At 40.6% G+C, this 19,900-nt stretch carries 15 protein-coding genes; 14 read left to right on the top strand and 1 reads right to left on the bottom strand.

The annotated features are described in order from the left end of the window. Nucleotides 1–109: 109 nt before the first annotated feature. Nucleotides 110–274 (bottom strand): hemin uptake protein HemP, encoded by a 165-nt coding sequence (locus tag CIK80_RS03235; protein WP_010200173.1) that lies wholly within the window; start codon nucleotides 272–274, stop codon nucleotides 110–112. A 301-nt stretch (nucleotides 275–575) separates the two neighbouring features. Here CIK80_RS03235 and CIK80_RS03230 point away from each other — a divergent pair, with 301 nt between their 5' ends. From CIK80_RS03230 to rpsA, 14 genes are all read left to right on the top strand, one after another. Continuing rightward, entirely contained in the window at nucleotides 576–1,673 is a 1,098-nt protein-coding gene (locus CIK80_RS03230; protein WP_095568851.1) for an NUDIX domain-containing protein, read from the top strand. Between the two features lie 453 nt (nucleotides 1,674–2,126). Beyond that, on the top strand, nucleotides 2,127–3,272 hold the full coding sequence (locus CIK80_RS03225; protein ID WP_095568850.1) for a lipocalin family protein: 1,146 nt from the start codon (nucleotides 2,127–2,129) through the stop codon (nucleotides 3,270–3,272). 331 nt (nucleotides 3,273–3,603) lie between these two features. Beyond that, a complete protein-coding gene (locus CIK80_RS03220; RefSeq protein ID WP_095568849.1) occupies nucleotides 3,604–5,049 on the top strand; it encodes a glyceraldehyde-3-phosphate dehydrogenase in 1,446 nt (481 codons plus the stop codon). A gap of 311 nt (nucleotides 5,050–5,360) precedes the next feature. Further along, complete coding sequence (cgtA, locus tag CIK80_RS03215; RefSeq protein ID WP_095568848.1) at nucleotides 5,361–6,566, top strand: Obg family GTPase CgtA; 1,206 nt, start codon at nucleotides 5,361–5,363, stop codon at nucleotides 6,564–6,566. Between the two features lie 78 nt (nucleotides 6,567–6,644). Further along, on the top strand, nucleotides 6,645–7,817 hold the full coding sequence (gene proB / locus CIK80_RS03210) for a glutamate 5-kinase (RefSeq protein WP_062844140.1): 1,173 nt from the start codon (nucleotides 6,645–6,647) through the stop codon (nucleotides 7,815–7,817). 254 nt (nucleotides 7,818–8,071) lie between these two features. Continuing rightward, nucleotides 8,072–9,208 (top strand): uroporphyrinogen decarboxylase, encoded by a 1,137-nt coding sequence (gene hemE, locus CIK80_RS03205; protein ID WP_095568847.1) that lies wholly within the window; start codon nucleotides 8,072–8,074, stop codon nucleotides 9,206–9,208. Between the two features lie 129 nt (nucleotides 9,209–9,337). Further along, nucleotides 9,338–10,405, top strand: a complete 1,068-nt coding sequence (gene argC / locus CIK80_RS03200) for an N-acetyl-gamma-glutamyl-phosphate reductase (RefSeq protein ID WP_095568846.1) — start codon at nucleotides 9,338–9,340, stop codon at nucleotides 10,403–10,405. Between the two features lie 204 nt (nucleotides 10,406–10,609). Further along, complete coding sequence (locus CIK80_RS03195) at nucleotides 10,610–11,374, top strand: hypothetical protein (protein WP_257011669.1); 765 nt, start codon at nucleotides 10,610–10,612, stop codon at nucleotides 11,372–11,374. 251 nt (nucleotides 11,375–11,625) lie between these two features. After that, nucleotides 11,626–12,021 (top strand): ATP-dependent Clp protease adaptor ClpS, encoded by a 396-nt coding sequence (locus tag CIK80_RS03190; RefSeq protein WP_062845859.1) that lies wholly within the window; start codon nucleotides 11,626–11,628, stop codon nucleotides 12,019–12,021. A 730-nt stretch (nucleotides 12,022–12,751) separates the two neighbouring features. Next, nucleotides 12,752–15,301, top strand: coding sequence for an AAA family ATPase (locus CIK80_RS03185; RefSeq protein ID WP_095568844.1), 2,550 nt, complete (start codon nucleotides 12,752–12,754; stop codon nucleotides 15,299–15,301). 163 nt (nucleotides 15,302–15,464) lie between these two features. Further along, on the top strand, nucleotides 15,465–16,202 hold the full coding sequence (locus tag CIK80_RS03180) for a uracil-DNA glycosylase (protein ID WP_095568843.1): 738 nt from the start codon (nucleotides 15,465–15,467) through the stop codon (nucleotides 16,200–16,202). Between the two features lie 3 nt (nucleotides 16,203–16,205). Further along, nucleotides 16,206–16,772, top strand: coding sequence for a tRNA adenosine(34) deaminase TadA (gene tadA / locus CIK80_RS03175; protein WP_179288345.1), 567 nt, complete (start codon nucleotides 16,206–16,208; stop codon nucleotides 16,770–16,772). 190 nt (nucleotides 16,773–16,962) lie between these two features. Continuing rightward, a complete protein-coding gene (gene cmk, locus CIK80_RS03170) occupies nucleotides 16,963–17,706 on the top strand; it encodes a (d)CMP kinase (RefSeq protein WP_095569508.1) in 744 nt (247 codons plus the stop codon). A 294-nt stretch (nucleotides 17,707–18,000) separates the two neighbouring features. Beyond that, nucleotides 18,001–19,689: a 30S ribosomal protein S1 gene (gene rpsA, locus CIK80_RS03165; RefSeq protein ID WP_062844147.1), complete on the top strand. Its 1,689-nt coding sequence runs from the start codon at nucleotides 18,001–18,003 to the stop codon at nucleotides 19,687–19,689. Nucleotides 19,690–19,900: the final 211 nt, after the last annotated feature.

The following is a 19,900-nucleotide window of genomic DNA, read 5'->3' as shown; positions in this document are numbered from 1 at the left end:
GTCTGGGTTTAAAAGACTGTAATGATGACGATATAATTTAGAACCAACAAAAAACGCCTTTTAATGAAGGCGTTTTTTTATAATTAATCCGACGTTGAAACCAATAAATTTATTTGGTTAAAATAAGGCGGTTGTTGCGTGTTAGGCGCAAACGATACTCTTCACCTTCATGCTCGATTCTTACTTCTTTGGTTAAGGCAAAAAGGTGTTGTGATTGTAGCGTTGGTAGACGGTTTTCACGGCAATTTAAATAACGAGAGATGACCATACTCATGGCAAATTCCTTTTGATAAAAAGTGGCTGAATAAATTAATAGCTGAATAAATCAATAATAGTGTGACTGCCTTTTAACGATAATAATTATCATTTACATTTGTTTATTTTGCAAGTCAATTTATAAAATAAAATGCAGTTATTATGTAAACTTATCTTAACCGATACACATAAAGTATTTTTATCAAGCATTTTTTATAAAAATAATTATCATAATCAATAGTTTAACGACTAAAGAAACAGTTTTTACTCAGCTTAGTCAGAAAGCGCAAAAGTCACGATAACAGTAGAAATGGAATACTATGTCAAGTAAAGCAAATAAAAACCGAGAAAGTCAAAAAGCCATCGTAAACGTAGCAGTGGCAGTCATTCATTACAAAGACCAGTATTTACTAGGATTTAGAGATGCAGCTCAACACCAAGGCAACCGTTATGAGTTTGTAGGTGGCAAGATAGACAACAATGAAAGCGGAGAGCAAGCAGTCATTCGAGAGGTTGCTGAAGAGACTGGTATCGCCATCCAAGATAACACTATCGTCAAACTTGGCCGGCTGCATCACGACTATGGCGATAAGCAAGTGAGCTTGCAGGTTTATAAGATTGAATTAACTACGGCGCAGTATGAGCAGCACAAGCATTGTCAATATGGATTAGAAGGTCAGGCACTGGTATGGGTAAATAAACGTGATTTGTTAACAGAGCAATATCCTTTACCAGCCGCCAATAAGACCATTCTTGAATGGTTAAGCGTACCAACAACCATCGCAATTACCTATCCGTTAACACATTTCAAGATGCATTCTGATCCAAGATCAGCTTGGCTACAATATCATCAAGAAAACCTAGCCTCAAAGAGCTGGGTATATATGCGAGTAAAAGACGCGATGTCGGAGGATATAGTCGGGCGCTTGATGCGTCAACGTCCAGATATCTCAGTCATTGTCTCTCATGATGCTGATTATTCATTTCTGATGAGTAAAGATTTGGTCGTTGAAAATAAACATACTTCTGAGCAAATAGTTGCTCATCACTTAACGCATACTACATTAATGCAATGGTTCGACAGTATTCAAGACAGTAGTGCATCTACTCAGCTTATTTCGCATACGCATCCATTGTTCGTCAGCTGTCATGATGCTGCCAGTATTAATGCAGCCAATCACCTTGCCAGCACCCGTCTACAGCAACAATTACCACCAGTAATTGGCGCTTTTTTATCACCTATATTGATGACTCAAACACACCCTCATGCTGAGCCGCTCGGTTGGGAGACATGGTCAAGTTTGGCACAATTGGCTGATATGCCTATCATCGGTCTAGGCGGTTTATCACCTGCAATGATTGATCAAGCTTTAACGTATGGTGGTATCAGTGTGGCTGGCATCCGGCAGTTCTACTAATTTCAAAGTCTAAAAAATATTTCATAATACTAACTTCTCATTTTTAATTAACTATTCAGATCTCAATATAACGTTGTTTAAGACTGTTGCTTATTAGAAAATCCTATTTTAAATAACGGATTTTTAACATATTTATCTGCTAAGTAACTATGTGTTTATTCCATAGCATAAACACATAGTTACTTACAAACCGTTGCTTTTTCCTACATTGCGACACTGTTTTAACTGCTCATCTGTCCTTAATATAAACTACCTAAACAAAGCGCCTTTGTAGTACTTCTACTAAGTCAAATGTTCACACAAAAGTTTTATTACTATTTTGATGACTTGTAATTTTTATAATATTCATACGCTTACTGGATATATTTTCCAATATGAGCGACAAATAAGATACTAAATATAATTAATGACGTATAAGAAACTTTAACTAACATTATTAACAATGGTACCCATATGAAAACCAATAAGTTACCTAAATCAGCATGGCCTGATTCACAGGAAGCTGGTTCTCAGTCTCCGCAGGCTAGCCAGTCGAGCCGCTATTATCAAAAAGATAATAACACTCAGACCAGCTATGCGAGCAACGATTCTAGCTATAACCATGCTAGTTCGAACGATGATTATTCTCATCCTTTAGCTGACAATGTATCTGAGCAAGACGGCTATTTTGGATATAAAAGTGCTAAGCAGACGAAAGACCCCATTGCGACTAATCGTGGCAGTATAACGAATGATAAGATCAATGGAGATTTCGAGATGCTCAATAACTACAAGCAGCCGCAGAAGTTAAGTAAAAAAGAACCATTAATGTCAAAGTTTGTAGAAGAACAAGAGAACAACTTAACAGAGGATCTGGGACAAGATGTTGATTCATTATCCCCAAAAATTACTTCATATAAAGAAATACCGGAGCGCGTATTCATGAATGGATTGATCAAGCACACAGGTATTGCTTTAGCGATTATCATACCTTTAGCTGCGTTTTCAGCTTATGCTGCAACACCGCCAACAAATAATGCTACTAAAGCAAATGTAGCGGCAAATACAATGGCGAAAGAGAATATATCAATTAAGCCTGATGCGATCATACACAAGTCTGCTAGTACGCCAACCACAGTCGATAGTGTGGATCTAAAAAAATACTCAGGTACTTGGTATGAAATAGGTCGCTTGCCTATGTATTTCCAGCGTAAGTGTGCTGGTGACGTTACAGCGAACTATACCGAAAAGACAGATGGCTCAGGCATTGTAGTTACTAATAAATGTATGGGTGAAGATGGCTCTAAGATCACAGCTGAAGGTTTAGCCAAACCAGCAGATGATACTGGTAGTAAATTAAAAGTGACCTTTTTGCCATCTTGGATTCGTTGGTTACCAGTTGGCCGTGCAGACTATTGGGTGTTAGCACGTGATCCTGATTATAAGACCGCATTGGTTGGGACACCTGATAAAGACTATTTGTGGCTGTTGGCTCGTTCGCCAAATATCAGTCAAGAAACCTATGCCAAGTATCGTCAAATTGCGCAGCAACAAGGGTATGATTTGAAAGAATTCAAATTAACACCGCAGACAAACCAAACCACTCGATTGGTGCCGTAATAGTTTAAATATAAAACTGAGATAGCTTTTTAATGTTAAGAGGTTTTCATTGGTTAGTAGAGTACACGTAAAGAATTGACGCAATTGATTTCTATTTTATTTTTTTGTGACCAATGAATCGTAATAAAACGCCTTATAACACTAGTAGATCGGTTATCACTGGCAAAATAAGGCGTTTTAGGCTAAAATCTACGCGATCTAAATACTCTATTGTCAATAACTTACATTCATTATGTTTGCTTGATGGATTAGAGTGATTGCTTAGACTATCTATTATTACTTCTTATATTTTTCTTCATACATTATTGATCACATACTACTGACCATAAGGATGTTTCTCGTGAGCAACGCTGATACCTTACGCCAACTACATCAAGACCATTTAAGCAACTATAATAATCAAGAACAAAAAGCAATTGAGCTTATGGGGTTACTGAATAAACTCTATAACGAGCAAGATGTGCAAGTGACCTTGTTCGGTGATACGCTTAATACGACTTCAACTGGTCAGATATTGGCATTGCATCAAAAAACAGCGTTACGTAATCAGACCGCTAAGGCTATCGATATTGCTGATACTTTAGCAATGGTAAAGGCATTAGCTGATAATGATAGTCTTCAGTCAGCACAAGTGGATGTTGGTCAATTGATTGCTAATGACAGCGATCTACAGACTGCGCTTCAAGCAGTAAACACCGATAGTAATACCGTCAATGCTGCAGCTGATACTGTATTATATGGTTTTGGCCGTATTGGACGTATCCTGACGCGCTTATTATTGTCACAAGCGTCAAGCGCCAAAGGTCTACAGTTAAAAGCCATTGTTGTACGTCCTGCTGCTGCTGGTGATTTGGCAAAACGCGCGTCATTGTTAGAGCGTGATTCGATTCATGGTAGCTTTGCTGGCGGTGTTGTGGTTGATGAGCAAAACAATGGTTTAATCATTAATGGCCGTTTTGTACAAGTTATTTATGCCAATGACCCAAGTGATATCGACTATACGGCATACGGTATCGACAATGCCTTAGTTATCGACAATACAGGTATTTGGAAAGATGAAGCAGGTCTTGGTAAGCACCTACAGTCTACTGGTGTGAAAAAGGTTCTGCTAACTGCCCCTGCTGGTGGTAATATCAAAAACGTCGTTTACAATGTCAATAATGACACGGTTGGCGAAGATACGATTGTCAGTGCTGCTAGCTGTACCACTAATGCGATTACACCTACGCTAAAAGTATTGAATGATAAGTATGGTATCGAAAATGGTCATGTTGAAACGATTCATTCATTTACTAACGATCAAAACCTAATCGATAATTATCATAAGGCTGACCGACGTGGTCGCAGTGCTGTACTTAATATGGTTATTACCAGTACAGGCGCAGCAAAAGCGGTTGGCAAAGCACTACCAGAGTTGAGCGGTAAATTAACAGGCAATGCGATTCGTGTGCCAACGCCAAACGTTAGCTTAGCAATTTTGAACCTAAATCTAAAAACTGCACCAAAAAGCGTAGAAGCGTTAAATGAGTTCTTACGCAATATTTCTAATAGCAGCACTTGGCAGACTCAGATTGCTTATACAGATTCTACAGAAGCTGTTTCGACTGACTTTGTTGGTGATACTCATGTAGGTATTGTTGATGCACAAGCCACTATCTTGACGGACAATCATGCTATCGTTTATATCTGGTATGATAACGAAGTAGGGTATAGCACCCAAGTACTACGTTTGGCAACGCAAATGGCAGGCATCAGTTATACTCAGATTCCAGCATAATTTGTCAATATGTTAAAATTCAGATGCGGTAAAATGATATAGTAGGCGTAACGCTAAAGCTGCACTTACTATTATTGTTAGCAGTAATGTGAGGCAGCATCTGAAATGTCATACCCAAACACCCGATAGTCCGACTGATTATCGGGTGTTATTGTCATAACGGAAGGCATATACAAATTTAATGTATGTTGTCGATAGTATGTGAAAGTGACAGCATTCATTTAGAGCAATATAGAATATAGTGAAAACCTAAAAATACAGCCGTGGGTTGTACCAGTATATAAACTGGATTGTGAATTAAGGAACGTAAGATGCGATTTATTGATGAAGCCGTCGTAACGGTAAAAGCAGGTGACGGTGGTAATGGAATCGCCAGTTTTCGCCGAGAAAAATATGTGCCGCGCGGTGGACCTGATGGTGGTGATGGCGGCAAAGGCGGAGATGTTTATGTCATTGCAGAAGACAACACAAACACGCTAGTTGACTATCGTTATACACGTCGTCACGATGCGATGCGCGCTGAAAATGGCCATAGTAGAAATTGTTCAGGCAAAGGATCAGATGATCTTTATTTACCCGTACCAGTGGGTACAACTGTGGTTGATACTGAAACTGATGAAGTGTTAGGTGATTTGATTGAAATTGGTCAAACCTTACTGATCGCAAAAGGCGGCGATGGTGGTTTGGGTAATACTCATTTTAAAAGCTCTACTAACCAAGCACCGCGTAAAGCGACGTCTGGTTTTGAAGGTGAGTTAAAAGTCCTTAAGTTTGAGCTAAAAGTGGTGGCTGACGTTGGTCTAATTGGTTTGCCCAATGCAGGAAAATCTACTTTTATTCGACAGGTTTCTGCTGCAAGACCGAAGGTGGCAGACTATCCTTTTACCACATTAGTGCCGAATTTAGGCGTGGTCGATATTGGTCGTCATCGCTCGTTTGTGATGGCAGATATTCCTGGTCTGATTGAAGGCGCGTCAGAAGGTGCAGGACTTGGTATTCGCTTCTTAAAGCATGTCGCTCGTACTCGTCGTTTGCTACACTTGGTTGATGTTAAGCCAGTTGATGGCAGTGATCCAGTACAAAATGCTCGCGTTATTCTCAATGAGCTTGAGCGTTTCTCTCCTGAGTTGGCCAATTTACCTCAAATTTTGGTATTGAATAAAATCGATCAGGTCAACGAAGAAGACTTGAACGAGCTGTGCACTCATATCGTGGCCGAACTTGGCTGGACAGGTATTGTATTTCGCACTGCCACATTGACTGGTGAAGGTGTTGATGCCGTCAAATATCATCTAATGAATGAGATTGAGCTTGAGCGCGAGCGTGAGATAGAAGATCCTATCTTTGCTGAAGCACAAAAAGAACGTTTCGAGCGTTTAGAAGCTGAAGTACGCTTAAATACCGAAGCACAGCGTGAAGCGTATCGTGCAGCACGCAGGGCGGCGCGCGAAGGTTTAGACTTGTCTGATTTTGATGGCGATGACGACGATGGAGTTGAGGTGGTGTACGTTCCTTAAACCAATACGCTTGAGTAAGTATATTTGAATTTTTTAAATAACCCCCGTAATCAATTCGTATAATAAATAGGAGTTTATATGGCAGTTGACATAGCAAATACGACCGAAGAAGCAAGATTTATTAAGCAAAATCGTAACTTCGACATTCAGCGCGTTATTGTCAAGATTGGCTCATCATTATTGACAAATAATGGTCGAGGGCTAGATCGTACTGCCATATATGAATGGGCAAAGCAAATCGCAAAACTGCATAAACAAGGGGTGGAAGTATTACTGGTATCTTCGGGTGCGGTTGCCGAAGGCGTGGTACGTATGAACCTTGAGGAACGACCCAAAAAACTAGCAGCGCTACAAGCCTGTGCTTCTATTGGACAGATGGGATTGATTGAAACGTGGTGGTCAGCATTGATCCAGCATGGTATTCAAAGCTCGCAATTATTATTGACTCATGATGATTTGTCTAATCGTAGCCGTTATCTTAATACAACAGGGGCGCTGACGCAGTTATTGGACTGGCGCGTATTACCTGTTATTAATGAGAATGATACCATCACGATTGATGAGATTAAATTTGGCGATAATGATACATTGGGTGCGATGGCGGCTGCCATGGTTAATGCCGATTTATATATTATTTTAACTGATCAAGAAGGTGTCTTCACAGATAACCCGCGTGACAATCCTGATGCTAAAATGATTCGTCAAGAGCGTGCAATGGCTGATTATTTATTTGATATCGCAGGTGACGGCGGTAAGCTTGGACGCGGTGGTATGTTGACCAAAATTCGTGCCGGTCGCCTTGCAGCGATGGGTGGTTGCCCAACAGTTATTGTGAGCGGTGCTATTGACGATGTCATTACTCGTGTGGTCTCAGGCGAAGCAGTTGGTACATTACTGACGACTAACGAAGAGGACAAAATCATTGCTCGCAAACAATGGCTTGCAGCGCATCTACGTATGTCAGGCAGCTTGGTTGTTGATGCTGGTGCTGCAAGAGCATTAACTGAACACAATAGAAGCTTGCTACCGGTTGGTGTTGTAGAAGTTCGTGGTGGTTTTGATGAAGGCGATGTCGTAGAAATTGTCCATCAGGATACGGGCGAACGTATTGCAGTTGGGCAGGTCAACTTTTCATCACATGATGCACGCCGTGTGGCTCGTGAACGTACTGAGCAATTTGACAAGATTTTTGGCAGTAGCGAAGAACGGGTCGTTATGGTGCATCGTGATAATTTGGCGTTGACAGTGTAGCGTATTAGAAGTACATAGCATTTACTATGTGGTACGTTTCGTTGGTGAGTCATTGCTAGTCGTTAATGTTGCGTTTTTTATTTGGTCAATTTTAAAAAGTTTAGAAAATCACGCTGTACGTATTACCAAGTGATTCTAGATTGGCCAATCTAATCTATATGTAATGATCGTCTATAATTCTTTTATCTAACTTTTTTATTCATCACTGTATTCTTTATTTATGATGAATGCAGTGATGCTTTGGGGATTTGTACATGAGTGCTTCAGACAATAGTAGCTCGATCCAGCAAGAGTTTGCACCTTTAAAAAACGACAGACTGTTACGAGCGCTACGTTTTGAGTCGATAGATACCACACCAGTTTGGATGATGCGTCAAGCGGGTCGGTATCTGCCTGAATATAAAGCCACTCGTGCAGAAGCGGGTGATTTTATGAGTTTGTGCAAGGATACTGCTCGCGCTACTGAAGTGACTTTACAACCGTTACGCCGTTATGATTTGGACGCGGCTATTTTGTTTAGTGATATCTTGACTATTCCTGATGCTATGGGACTGGGGCTATATTTTGAGACTGGAGAAGGTCCTAAATTCAAATACCCTATCCGCCAGCAGGCAGATCTTGATAGATTGCCAGTATTGAATGCTAATGACTCTTTAGATTACGTCATGCGCGCTGTGACAAGTATTCGTAAAGCGCTTAATGGTCAAGTGCCTTTGTTTGGTTTTTCTGGTAGTCCTTGGACATTAGCCACTTATATGATTGAAGGCGGGAGCTCAAAGGATTATCGCTATACCAAAGGTTTCTTATATAGTAATCCTGAATTTTTACATCAGTTATTAGATAAGTTAGCGACAGCAGTTATTGATTATTTGGATGCACAGGTTGTTGCTGGTGCGCAAGTATTACAAATATTCGATAGTTGGGGCGGAGCACTTGGTCATCGTCAGTTTATCGAGTTTTCTCATGCATACAACAAACGCATTGTCGCTGAATTAAAAGTACGTCACCCACAAATTCCTGTGGTTTTATTTACCAAAGGTGGCGGATTGTGGCTTGATGTCCAAGCAGACAGCGAGGCTGATGCATTAGGTTTAGACTGGACGATGCCAATTGATCGTGCAAGACAGGTATTGACTGAAAGTCAGCGCCAGTTAACCAAGCAGCATAAAAAACTACAAAGTAGCAAAGCCATTCAAGGTAATTTAGACCCAGCCACATTGTATGGTTCACCTACAACTATCCGCAGCGAAGTAAAAGCGATGCTAGATAGTGCTTATGCTAGCGGCGAAAAAACAGGGTATATAGCAAACTTAGGCCATGGTATTACCCAGTGGGTCAACCCAGATAATGCCAAAGTATTTATCGATGCTGTACATGAGTATCAAATTTAAAGAATCTGAATACTAGTAGCCATATTATAGCTCTAGTGATTATCGTTTTTGTGAGCACAAAGTTAATGTTAAGCTCAAAAATAGAGGTTACACTCTAGTATTTACTGCGTAATAGAAAAAGGACATCTTATGATTTCGGCAGCGATTGTTGGTGGTACAGGTTATACAGGTATTGAACTGATTCGTTTATTATCTGCACATCCTGAAGTGTCTATTGATCTGCTTACCTCACGTAGTGAAGCAGGTACAAGAGCTGACGAGATATTTCCAAGTTTGCGCGGTGTGTCAGACATTGTCTTTAGTGACTTAGGAGACAATACACTTGCAACACTACAGCAGTGTGATGTGGTGTTCTTTGCAACACCTCATGGCGTGGCAATGCAGCAGGCGGAAGCGTTGACACAAGCTGGTGTCAAGGTGATTGATTTGGCTGCTGATTTTCGTTTGCAGTCATTGGCAGATTTTGAACACTGGTATCAGCAATCGCATGCTTGTCCTGAGTTATTGAAAACAGCGGTATACGGCTTACCTGAAGTCAATCGAGAAAAGCTTGCGAGCGCTTTGGTAGTGGGCAATCCAGGTTGTTATCCGACAACTGCTATTTTGGGTTTGAAGCCGATAATTGAAACTCAAAATCAGCAAGTAGAAAGGTTGGTTGAGTCACGTATTGTTATTGATGCAAAATCTGGAGTTTCAGGCGCCGGTCGTCAGGCAAAGCTTGCTTTAAACTATGCTGAAACGACAGATAATTTTAAGGCATATAGTGTTGAAGGGCATCGTCATCTGCCAGAGATCGAGCAAGGCGTTGCACAATTACTAGACAGTCAGTTTACGCATCGTATCCGCTTTTTGCCTCACCTTGTACCAATGATTCGTGGCATGCTGAGCTCTATTCATATGGAGTTAACTGAGGCAGGTGCGGCTATTGATTGGCAGCAAGCATTTGAAAATACCTATGCATCAGAGCCGTTTGTCGACGTTATGCCAAAGGGTATTTATCCTGACACGCGTAGCGTCCGCGCTAGTAATCGCTTACGTATTGCTGTACATCAAGACAATGAACGTGATGAGCTGACCATTATCGTAGTACAAGATAATTTAGTGAAAGGTGCGGCCGGGCAAGCGGTGCAAAATATGAATGTTATGTTCGGTTTTGATGAGTCTATGGGGTTAAATTTTGCGCCTATTGTCCCTTAATAAAGACATGTTACTCGCACGTTGTTCATATTTATGATGCTAGGTATTGATTATAAATTCCGCTATAATGGCTTGCCTTTTCTGTTAAGAGATATTGTCTAAATGCGTGTTAAGTTCGTACAACGCTTTTGCTCACAACCAACACGTTTATCGTGCCAAAACTCTGCTTTGCGTTATGGAGAACATAGGTTATATTCTCTTGACATGAGCAATGGACCAATAATTGCGGCAGGTAAAGGGCAGCGAGGGGCGTCCACATTGTTATTGGCGTTATTCGTGGTAGTGGTTTTGGTAACGGCTACGGTTGGATTGTTATTTGGACACAAACTGGGCTATCAACGCGGTTTTCATTCTATGCAGACGGAAACCAAGCAGGCGATGATTAACAGCAGTGAAGCGACCAAAGAGCTTGAAAAACTGCGCCTGAGTAACAAAATAGCGACCAAGCAATCAGCTACTGCTAAGCAAGAATTGGCAATAAGTTTGGCCAATATCAAAGAGTTGCGTGAAAACCAAAAAGAATTAACGGTCGAAAATAGACAACTTGCACAACTCAATGAAGCATATGCCGAGATTGTTGTTGATCAAGGCGGTATGCCATTGAAGATACTTGGTGCAAAAATCAAACCCCTACCTGAGAACTCGTTTGAGTATGGTTTTGATGTTGGGATGCTGAGTAGTGATGGTCAAGCCAAACGCTTACAGCCAACATTGACACTGCTTAATGATAACTCTTTAGTTGAAGTGCCATTAGATCCAGCTGTTTATACCATTGACGGTATTACTCGTATTCGTGGTCGTTTTACGATGCCAACAGGCTTTAGACCTTTACAGGTTAAACTCAATCTGCAAGCAGATGGACAAAAGGTAGAGCAATTATACAACTGGTCGCTAGGAGCCAGCGTTGATAACATGCCTCTCTCACTTCTCGACTTATCAGAAGTCGATGAAAGCCCTATTGAGCCTTGATTGTATATTGATTGATGAAAGCATCAGTTAAACGACGCTACAAACCTCAGTAAAGATAGGGGTTATATAAAATGACTTTAAGTTGTTTTCTATCTCACTCTTGATAAGATTGATGCGGGCAAAATCTGTATACTTGATAAGTGAATATAACAGGTACTTTATTAGCTCTTTGATGGGCAGATATGGTATGCGACTCTCTAATTTTTTACCCAAACTTACCATATAATTTTATTGCTACTATTATGAAACAAATGATACTTGAAGCAACGCCCACTGTTTTAGATTGGCACTTTCCCAATATGCCAGCTCATCGTGCGCAAGAAGGCGATACAGATAACGAAACCTCACCGCAAGCTGATGTACTCGTCGCGGAGCCAGAGGTGGCTAAGCCACCAATGTATGCAGTCGTAATGTACAATGACAACTATACTCCTATGGAGTTTGTGGTCTATGTTTTACAGTCGGAATTCCGTCATAGTATGGATTCAGCAGTTGAAATTATGCTGACGATACACAATAGTAGTAAAGGAATTGCTGGTATTTATCCTAAGGACATTGCCGAGACCAAGGCTAAAAAGGTCAACAGTCTTGCCCACCGTGAAGGCTATCCTTTATTAACTCAAATAGAGCCACATCAAGGCGAATAACTATTGTTTTGAAATCCTCTTCTACGAGATTTTTTACGTCACTACAAACTGCTTCATCTCTCGTGTTACTTTCAATATCATATGATCCTCAAAGCTCTTTAAATAGCTGACATTATTGATAAGTGTGATAGGGGCTTTGAAGCAAGCTTTTGTCTTCAAAAATTCTTTCTTATAAAAATTTTTCTGTTAATGCTTATCTCATCATTGTCTTGATTTTTCTTTGATATAACCTCATATAATCTATTGAACCACCAAATAATGGTTTATATAGTCATGATTTCATTCTCATTGTTTTTTAACAGTATCTAGAGTCTCTCTATATTTATTAAGCATTTTGCTTAAACAAAGCTCCTTCAAATTTTCTATATTCTCATTTTGTATTTCTGTCATTTTTTAAGCTTTTTAAGTCATCTAACGTTTTATTTACTTACCTATACTGACAGGCGTAACGAGCCGTATGCTTCGATACATTTTAGTCTGCGTTAATAGATTGACTCTGCTTGAGTATCGTGTTGAGATAAAGACAAAGCGGATAGCAATTATCAAGAAGCATTATCTATGATAGGTAATCAGAAAATATCAAAATGAGGGATGAGTCATCTTATTTATCGCTACCTATTTAATAATATATATATTGCCCTTGAACAATCCATCTATTGCCCTGATTTACTTACTAACTCATTAATAAAGCTATCAATTATAAAGATAGGTATAACCGTAGGAAGCCGTTATGTTAAGTCGTCATCTTGAAGTTTCTTTGCGTTTAGCAATGACACTTGCGCGCCAAAAATCGCATGAGTATCTTACTGTTGAACATTTACTATTAGCGTTATTAGAAAATACTCATGCTGCCAATACATTGACGGCATGTAATGCTAACGTTTCAACGCTGCGTACTGAGCTTGAAGCTTATATTAACAAGCACACGCCAACTGTTGATGTAGATACTGAACAGTCACCACAACCAACACAAAGCTTTGATCGTATCTTACAACGTGCCATTTTTCATGTGCAGTCTATCGGTGGTGGCCGTCTTGTTGAAGGTTCGGATATCTTGGTGTCTATGTTCTCAGAGCATGATACCTATGCAGTTTATTTGCTTAAAAAGCAGGGCATCAGTCGTCTTGAGCTGACTCAATATCTCTCACACGGTCAAGACAAAGATGAGCCATCTGAGCCACGTGCCTCTATGACGGGTGAGCGCCGAAGTGCCTCTGAAAAAACCAGTAAAGATCCGTTGGTTGAGTTTGCTACCAATCTGAACCAGCGTGCTGCTGAAGGTAAAACAGATCCATTGATTGGTCGTGCTTCTGAAATTGAGCGTGCCGCCCAAGTCCTATGCCGTCGCCGTAAAAACAACCCATTGCTAGTTGGTGAACCAGGCGTTGGTAAAACCTCCATTGCTGAAGGTTTGGCGTGGTTAATTATCAATGACAGAGCACCAAAACCACTTAATGGTTGTGTCATTTATAGTTTAGATATTGGTTCTTTAATCGCTGGTACTAAATATCGTGGTGATTTTGAAAAACGTATGAAATCGCTGCTTGATGCACTTAAGAAAAAACCAAATGCCATCTTGTTCATTGATGAGATCCATATGATTATTGGCGCAGGGTCGTCAATGAGCAGTAATATGGATGTGTCAAATCTGATCAAACCAGCACTTGCAAATGGTGAGCTGCGTTGTATTGGTTCAACAACCTTTACCGAATATCGTCAAGTGTTTGAAAAAGATCATGCATTGTCACGTCGTTTCCAAAAAATTGATGTGAAAGAACCAAGTGTTGATGACAGTATCGACATTTTGCGAGGTCTCAAACCGCGTTATGAAGAATTTCACAATGTTGAGTATACGGATGAAGCCTTAGTGTCTGCGGTACAGTTATCTGCTAAGCATATTCATGAGCGTTTTTTACCGGATAAAGCGATTGATGTGATTGATGAGGCAGGTGCTTATAAGCGTTTGGGTGTGATTCCTGATGCTGCTGATATCGATGCCGAAGAAAGCTTCATTGCTGATATAGAGCAAGACTTTGACTCGCAAATAGATAGTGATGAAGGTTTTGACACCGATAACGAGGGTGTTGACAACGAAATGAAGAGTGAGGCCGATACGGCGAAAGCCAATGATCGTGCTCAATCGTCTGATAAAATTAAAACGTCTAAAAGCAAGAAGAAGCCACCAATAAAGATCGATGTGGCAGACATTGAGGCCATTATCGCAAAACTTGCGCGTATTCCACCCAAATCCGTGTCGAGCGATGACAAGAGTATTCTTGAGCACTTAGATCGTGATCTTAAACATTTGGTATTTGGTCAAGATGAAGCCATCGAGACCTTGGCTGACGCGATTAAGTTATCACGCGCTGGTCTTAAAGCGCCAGACAAGCCTATTGGTTCGTTTATGTTCGCTGGCCCAACTGGGGTTGGTAAGACAGAAGTGTCACGTCAATTGGCAAGCTTATTAGGGGTAGAGCTAGTACGCTTTGATATGTCAGAGTATATGGAAGCCCACACAGCGTCACGCTTGATTGGTGCGCCTCCAGGTTATGTCGGTTATGATCAAGGTGGTTTGCTGACCGAAAAAATCAATCAGTATCCACATTGCGTATTGTTGCTTGATGAGATTGAAAAGGCGCACCCTGATGTCTTCAACTTACTATTGCAGGTTATGGATCATGGTACGTTGACGGATAACAATGGTCGTGTTGCCATCTTTAAGCAAGTCATTGTGATTATGACCACAAACGTTGGCGCCGATAGTATTAGCCGCTCTTCTATGGGCTTTACCCAGCAAGATCATAGTCGCGATAATACCGAAGCTCTTAAACGTGTCTTCACACCTGAGTTCCGCAACCGATTGGATGCGATTATTCAATTTAATCCATTGAATACCTCAGTCGTGGTGTCAGTGGTTGATAAGTTCTTAGTTGAGCTACAAGTACAGCTTGATGATAAACAAGTAACGCTAGAGATTGATGATGAGGTACGCGACTATTTGGCGAACAAAGGTTATGATCGCTTGATGGGTGCCCGTCCAATGCAGCGCTTGATTCAAGACGAGATCAAAAAGCCATTGGCCAGTATGATTTTGTTTGGTGATTTGGTCAACGGCGGGGTAGTACATCTTACTTTAGAACCTGAAGCGACAGATTCAAAAGATGAGGCAGCAGTGAAGTTGAGTAAAAATTCAGATAAGGGTTCAGCAAGTAGTCGTATTGTCTTAACAGTCGTAGAGACTCATGAGCCACATCCAGACTCTGAATCACTAGCCAGTTAAATCATTCGTACCAATATTATAAGAACGGTTACCATGTTAGTGGGGTAGCCGTTTTTTTATTGTTATAATTTATGATTACGCCAATAGATTATTTTTTGGCTATATCTTAAAAAGTATTCACGTGCTTCTTTTCTCTATTTATAACAAATATAAAGGATATATTATGGAACTGTTTGATGAGCCGAAGACAAAAACAGCCGAACAAAAGCAAGCCATTTTAGACAATGTGCGTTTGCCAGAAGATTGGAAAAAGGCATTAGCAGAAGAACTCACGTCTGATAATATGGATAATTTACGAGCCTTTTTAAAGAGTGCCTATCAATCAAACGAAAGTATTTACCCACCAGCTCCTTTGATATTTAATGCTTTTAATTTGACACCTTTGTCACAAGTAAAAGTCGTGATTTTGGGGCAAGATCCCTATCATGGTCCAGGTCAAGCAATGGGGTTGTCTTTTTCGGTACCTAAAGCCATACCAAAGCCACCTTCACTGAATAACTTGTTAAAAGAGATGGCAGATGATATTGGTATTCGTCCCTCGAATCACGGGGATTTGACCTATTGGGCGGAGCAAGGTGTGCTGCTTTTGAATAGCTCATTGACTGTGAAAGAAAGTGAGCCGAATAGCCACCAAAATCAGGGTTGGGAGCAGTTTACAGATGCCGTTATTGATGTGATTAATGAGCAAACCGAACACACTGTCTTTATATTATGGGGTAGTAAAGCTCAAAAAAAGGGCAAATATATTAACACAGACAAACACCTGATTTTAACGGCTGTCCACCCTTCGCCCCTTGCTGCGAATCGTGGGGGATTTTTTGGAACTAAGCCATTTTCTAAGACCAATGACTATTTAAAACAGTATGGTCAAACACCAATCGATTGGCAGTTACCACAGTAAATGATGAATAATTTTGATTTTCAACAATCTGTATTATTAGCGACTCAGCTGGCAAGTATAGATCTCAAAACCTATATGTTTTGGCAGATTCAAGACGTCCAGTGGATGCAAAAAGCACTAACGCTTGCCAAACAAGGTGCAGTGCTTGGAGAAGTACCAGTAGGAGCCATACTGGTACATAATCAACAGATTATTGGTCAAGGGTTCAATGAACCAATTGGGCGTCATGATGCAACTGCTCACGCTGAGATTGTGGCGTTGAGAGATGCCTGTGCCCGTCTAAAAAATTACCGCTTGCCATTGCAGACGACTCTGTATGTGACGCTAGAGCCTTGTACTATGTGCGTTGGTGCCATGATTCATGCACGTGTCAGTAGAGTGATATATGCAGCAAATGAGCCAAGAGCAGGCATGGTTGGTAGTCAGATGGACTTGCCCAACCAGCCTTTTTATAATCATCGTATGCAAGTAAGCAGTGGGCTATGTAGCCATCATAGCAGTCAAATGCTAAAGGCATTTTTTCGTGCCCGTCGTAAAGCCGCGAAAATCGAAGACAATGTAAGCAATTAAAAAGATATTAGTCTTTCCGCTAGTGATAGTTGGCTTTCTTTGCTATAATATTGCCCTATTTGACTGCGGAATCATAAAAGCGCAGTCAAAAATTTGATAAACAAGTAAGTACGGCGAGATTGCAAAAGATCATACAGGTATCATCTATCACTGAGTGAGTATTATGACTGTTTCTACACCTGATAGCCCCATGCCCAGTAATAAAGAAAATGGTTCAGCGCAACCATTGCGTTTTCCGGTCATTTGTATTGACGGGCCAAGTGGTGCAGGTAAAGGTACAGTAACGTGGCGTTTGGCTCAAGCTTTGAATTATCAGTTGCTCGATTCAGGTGCTTTATATCGTATTGTAGGTCTTAAAGCATTTGAGGCAGGTTTGATTACCGAAGATACCAGCAATGCGATTGATGAGCAGGCGGTATTAGCGTTAACACAAAATTTAGAGATATCTTTTGTACCGAACAATGACTCAGGCCGTGTCGATATTATTGTGAATGGTGAGGCAGTTGGTGAACAAGTTCGTAACGAAACAATTGGCGGCTACGCCTCACAGATAGCAGTATTTCCAGAAGTTCGACAAGCATTGCTTAAACTCCAAAAAGACATGGCAACCCGTTCAGGATTGGTTGCTGATGGTCGCGACATGGGAACAGTGGTATTCCCAGACGCTGATGTAAAAGTGTTTTTGACTGCAAGTGCTGAAGCGCGTGCTAATCGCCGTGTGACGCAGCTATTGACAGCTGGTCAGGAAGCGGATTTTGAAGCCATTTTAGCGACGATTAAAGCCCGTGATGACCGTGATGAAAATCGTGCAACTGCACCGTCTAAGCCTGCAGAAGATGCCTTGTTACTTGATAGCTCAACCTTAGATGCCAATGCTGTGTATGAGCAAGTGAAACAACATTGTCGAGATAAGGGTATTTGTTTTAATAGTTAATAAAAACAACATATTAAGTACTAAAAATTTCACTATAAGCTTTAACTTTAGTATAAAATTGTATGAACACTAATCTTGGCAGATTGACTAAACTATCGGACTGCTGAGTAAGCTCGAAAGCGTAAGTATTTAAGACAGTTGTTGTTAATGAGTACTTTAAGCTATTTGCTTATTATCAACAAACGTTTTTTTATATGACTATATAAGATATAAAACCAGTATTCTCGTTTTATGCAGTCATAAATTTGATCCGTACTGTGCTGGACAGGATACGGCTATACAAAGGTAGAAATAATGGAATCATTTGCTGAACTATTTGAAGCGAGCATTGAAGAACAGGGTCTGGATATCGAGCGTGGCTCGGTTATTACAGGTACTGTTGTGGCCATCGACAGTGATTGGATCACAGTAGATACTGGTCTTAAGTCTGAAGGTATCGTCGCTCGTGAAGAGTTTTTAAGCGAAGAAGGCGAACTTGAAGTTGAAGTTGGCGATAGCGTTGATGTTGTGGTTGAAGCGGTTGATAACGGTATGGGTCAAACCTTACTGTCACGCGAAAAAGCCAAACGCGTTGAAACGTGGAATGTCCTTGAAAAAATCTATGACAACGATGAGATCGTAAAAGGTATCATTTCTAGCAAAGTAAAAGGCGGTTTTACTGTAGACGTGGGTTCAGTACGCGCGTTCTTACCAGGCTCATTAGTAGATGTACGTCCTATTCGTGATACGACGCATCTTGAAGGCAAAGAGCTAGAATTTAAAGTTATCAAACTTGATCAAAAACGCAACAACGTTGTTGTTAGCCGTCGCGCAGTTATGGAAGCTGAGAATTCAGCTGAGCGTGAAGAGCTATTGAACAAGCTTGAAGAAGGTATTGAGATCGAAGGTATCGTTAAGAACCTAACTGATTATGGTGCATTCGTTGATCTTGGTGGTATCGATGGTCTATTGCACATCACTGATATGGCATGGCGCCGTATCAAGCATCCATCTGAAGTTGTAGAAGTTGGTCAAGACCTAAAAGTTAAAGTATTGAAGTTTGACCGTGAGCGCAATCGCGTAAGCCTAGGTCTAAAGCAACTTGGTACTGATCCTTGGGATAACGTTGGCGGCACATACCCAGTTGGTAGTGTTGTAAAAGCTCGCGTAACCAACTTGACTGATTATGGTTGTTTTGCTGAGATTTCTGAAGGTATTGAAGGTCTAGTACACGTATCAGAAATGGATCATACCAACAAAAACATCCACCCATCTAAAGTAGTACAAGTGGGCGATGAAGTTGAAGTAATGATTCTTGATATCGATGAAGAACGTCGTCGTATCAGCCTAGGTATCAAACAAACTCTAGCCAACCCATGGGATGAGTTTGATAAGAAACATGAGCGCGGTGATAAAATCACTGGTACGATCAAATCAATCACTGATTTCGGTATCTTTATCGGTCTAGACGGTGGTATTGATGGTCTTGTTCATCTATCTGATATCTCTTGGAACGAAACTGGCGAAGACGCTATCCGTAACTACAACAAAGGCGACACTGTAGAAGCGATGGTATTGTCTGTAGATGCAGAAGCGAACCGTATCAGCCTAGGTGTGAAGCAGTTAAGCTCTGATCCATTCAACGAATACCTAGTCAACAATGACCGTGGTGCTATCGTTAATGGTAAAGTAAAAGAAGTAGATGCTAAAGGCGCAACTATTGAGCTTGCTGATGAAGTTGAAGCTTACTTACGTGCTTCTGAAATCCAGCGTGACCGCGTTGAAGATGCGACTAAGCATTTGAGCGTTGGTGATGACGTTGAAGCGAAAATCATCAGTGTTGATCGTAAAACACGCAATATCAACTTGTCTATCAAAGCGAAAGATGAAGCTGAAGAGCGTCAAGCGATCAAAGATCTTGGTAGCACTAGCACAGCTGCTGCTCCAGGTTCTGAAGCACAACCAAAAACTATTGGTGATTTGATCAAAGAGCAAATGCAGTAAACTGCAAATTGCTAATATAAAAGTATGATAAAAAAGCGACTCCGGTCGCTTTTTTTTATAAGTAAACTTTGGGTTTACTAGCTCTTAATAAGGTTTTTGCTCAAAGAGGCAAACTCTTGTTTTCATTTACTATAATATCCGCTATCATTTGCAATATTGAATAACGATATTAAAATCATGGCTTATTTTGGATCGTAATATTGACATGATC

Source organism: Psychrobacter sp. JB193 (assembly GCF_002285555.1).
Taxonomy (GTDB): domain Bacteria; phylum Pseudomonadota; class Gammaproteobacteria; order Pseudomonadales; family Moraxellaceae; genus Psychrobacter; species Psychrobacter alimentarius.
The sequence above is the reverse complement of the archived record's forward strand: the minus strand, read 5'-3'. Positions and strand labels throughout refer to the sequence as shown.

Bases quoted from the DNA above. Each gene is read 5' to 3' on its own strand.
- CIK80_RS03235 (WP_010200173.1), bottom strand. From the start codon at position 274: ATGAGTATGGTCATCTCTCGTTATTTAAATTGCCGTGAAAACCGTCTA.
- CIK80_RS03230 (WP_095568851.1), top strand. From the start codon at position 576: ATGTCAAGTAAAGCAAATAAAAACCGAGAAAGTCAAAAAGCCATCGTA.
- CIK80_RS03225 (WP_095568850.1), top strand. From the start codon at position 2,127: ATGAAAACCAATAAGTTACCTAAATCAGCATGGCCTGATTCACAGGAA.
- CIK80_RS03220 (WP_095568849.1), top strand. From the start codon at position 3,604: ATGTTTCTCGTGAGCAACGCTGATACCTTACGCCAACTACATCAAGAC.
- cgtA (WP_095568848.1), top strand. From the start codon at position 5,361: ATGCGATTTATTGATGAAGCCGTCGTAACGGTAAAAGCAGGTGACGGT.
- proB (WP_062844140.1), top strand. From the start codon at position 6,645: ATGGCAGTTGACATAGCAAATACGACCGAAGAAGCAAGATTTATTAAG.
- hemE (WP_095568847.1), top strand. From the start codon at position 8,072: ATGAGTGCTTCAGACAATAGTAGCTCGATCCAGCAAGAGTTTGCACCT.
- argC (WP_095568846.1), top strand. From the start codon at position 9,338: ATGATTTCGGCAGCGATTGTTGGTGGTACAGGTTATACAGGTATTGAA.
- CIK80_RS03195 (WP_257011669.1), top strand. From the start codon at position 10,610: ATGAGCAATGGACCAATAATTGCGGCAGGTAAAGGGCAGCGAGGGGCG.
- CIK80_RS03190 (WP_062845859.1), top strand. From the start codon at position 11,626: ATGATACTTGAAGCAACGCCCACTGTTTTAGATTGGCACTTTCCCAAT.
- CIK80_RS03185 (WP_095568844.1), top strand. From the start codon at position 12,752: ATGTTAAGTCGTCATCTTGAAGTTTCTTTGCGTTTAGCAATGACACTT.
- CIK80_RS03180 (WP_095568843.1), top strand. From the start codon at position 15,465: ATGGAACTGTTTGATGAGCCGAAGACAAAAACAGCCGAACAAAAGCAA.
- tadA (WP_179288345.1), top strand. From the start codon at position 16,206: ATGAATAATTTTGATTTTCAACAATCTGTATTATTAGCGACTCAGCTG.
- cmk (WP_095569508.1), top strand. From the start codon at position 16,963: ATGCCCAGTAATAAAGAAAATGGTTCAGCGCAACCATTGCGTTTTCCG.
- rpsA (WP_062844147.1), top strand. From the start codon at position 18,001: ATGGAATCATTTGCTGAACTATTTGAAGCGAGCATTGAAGAACAGGGT.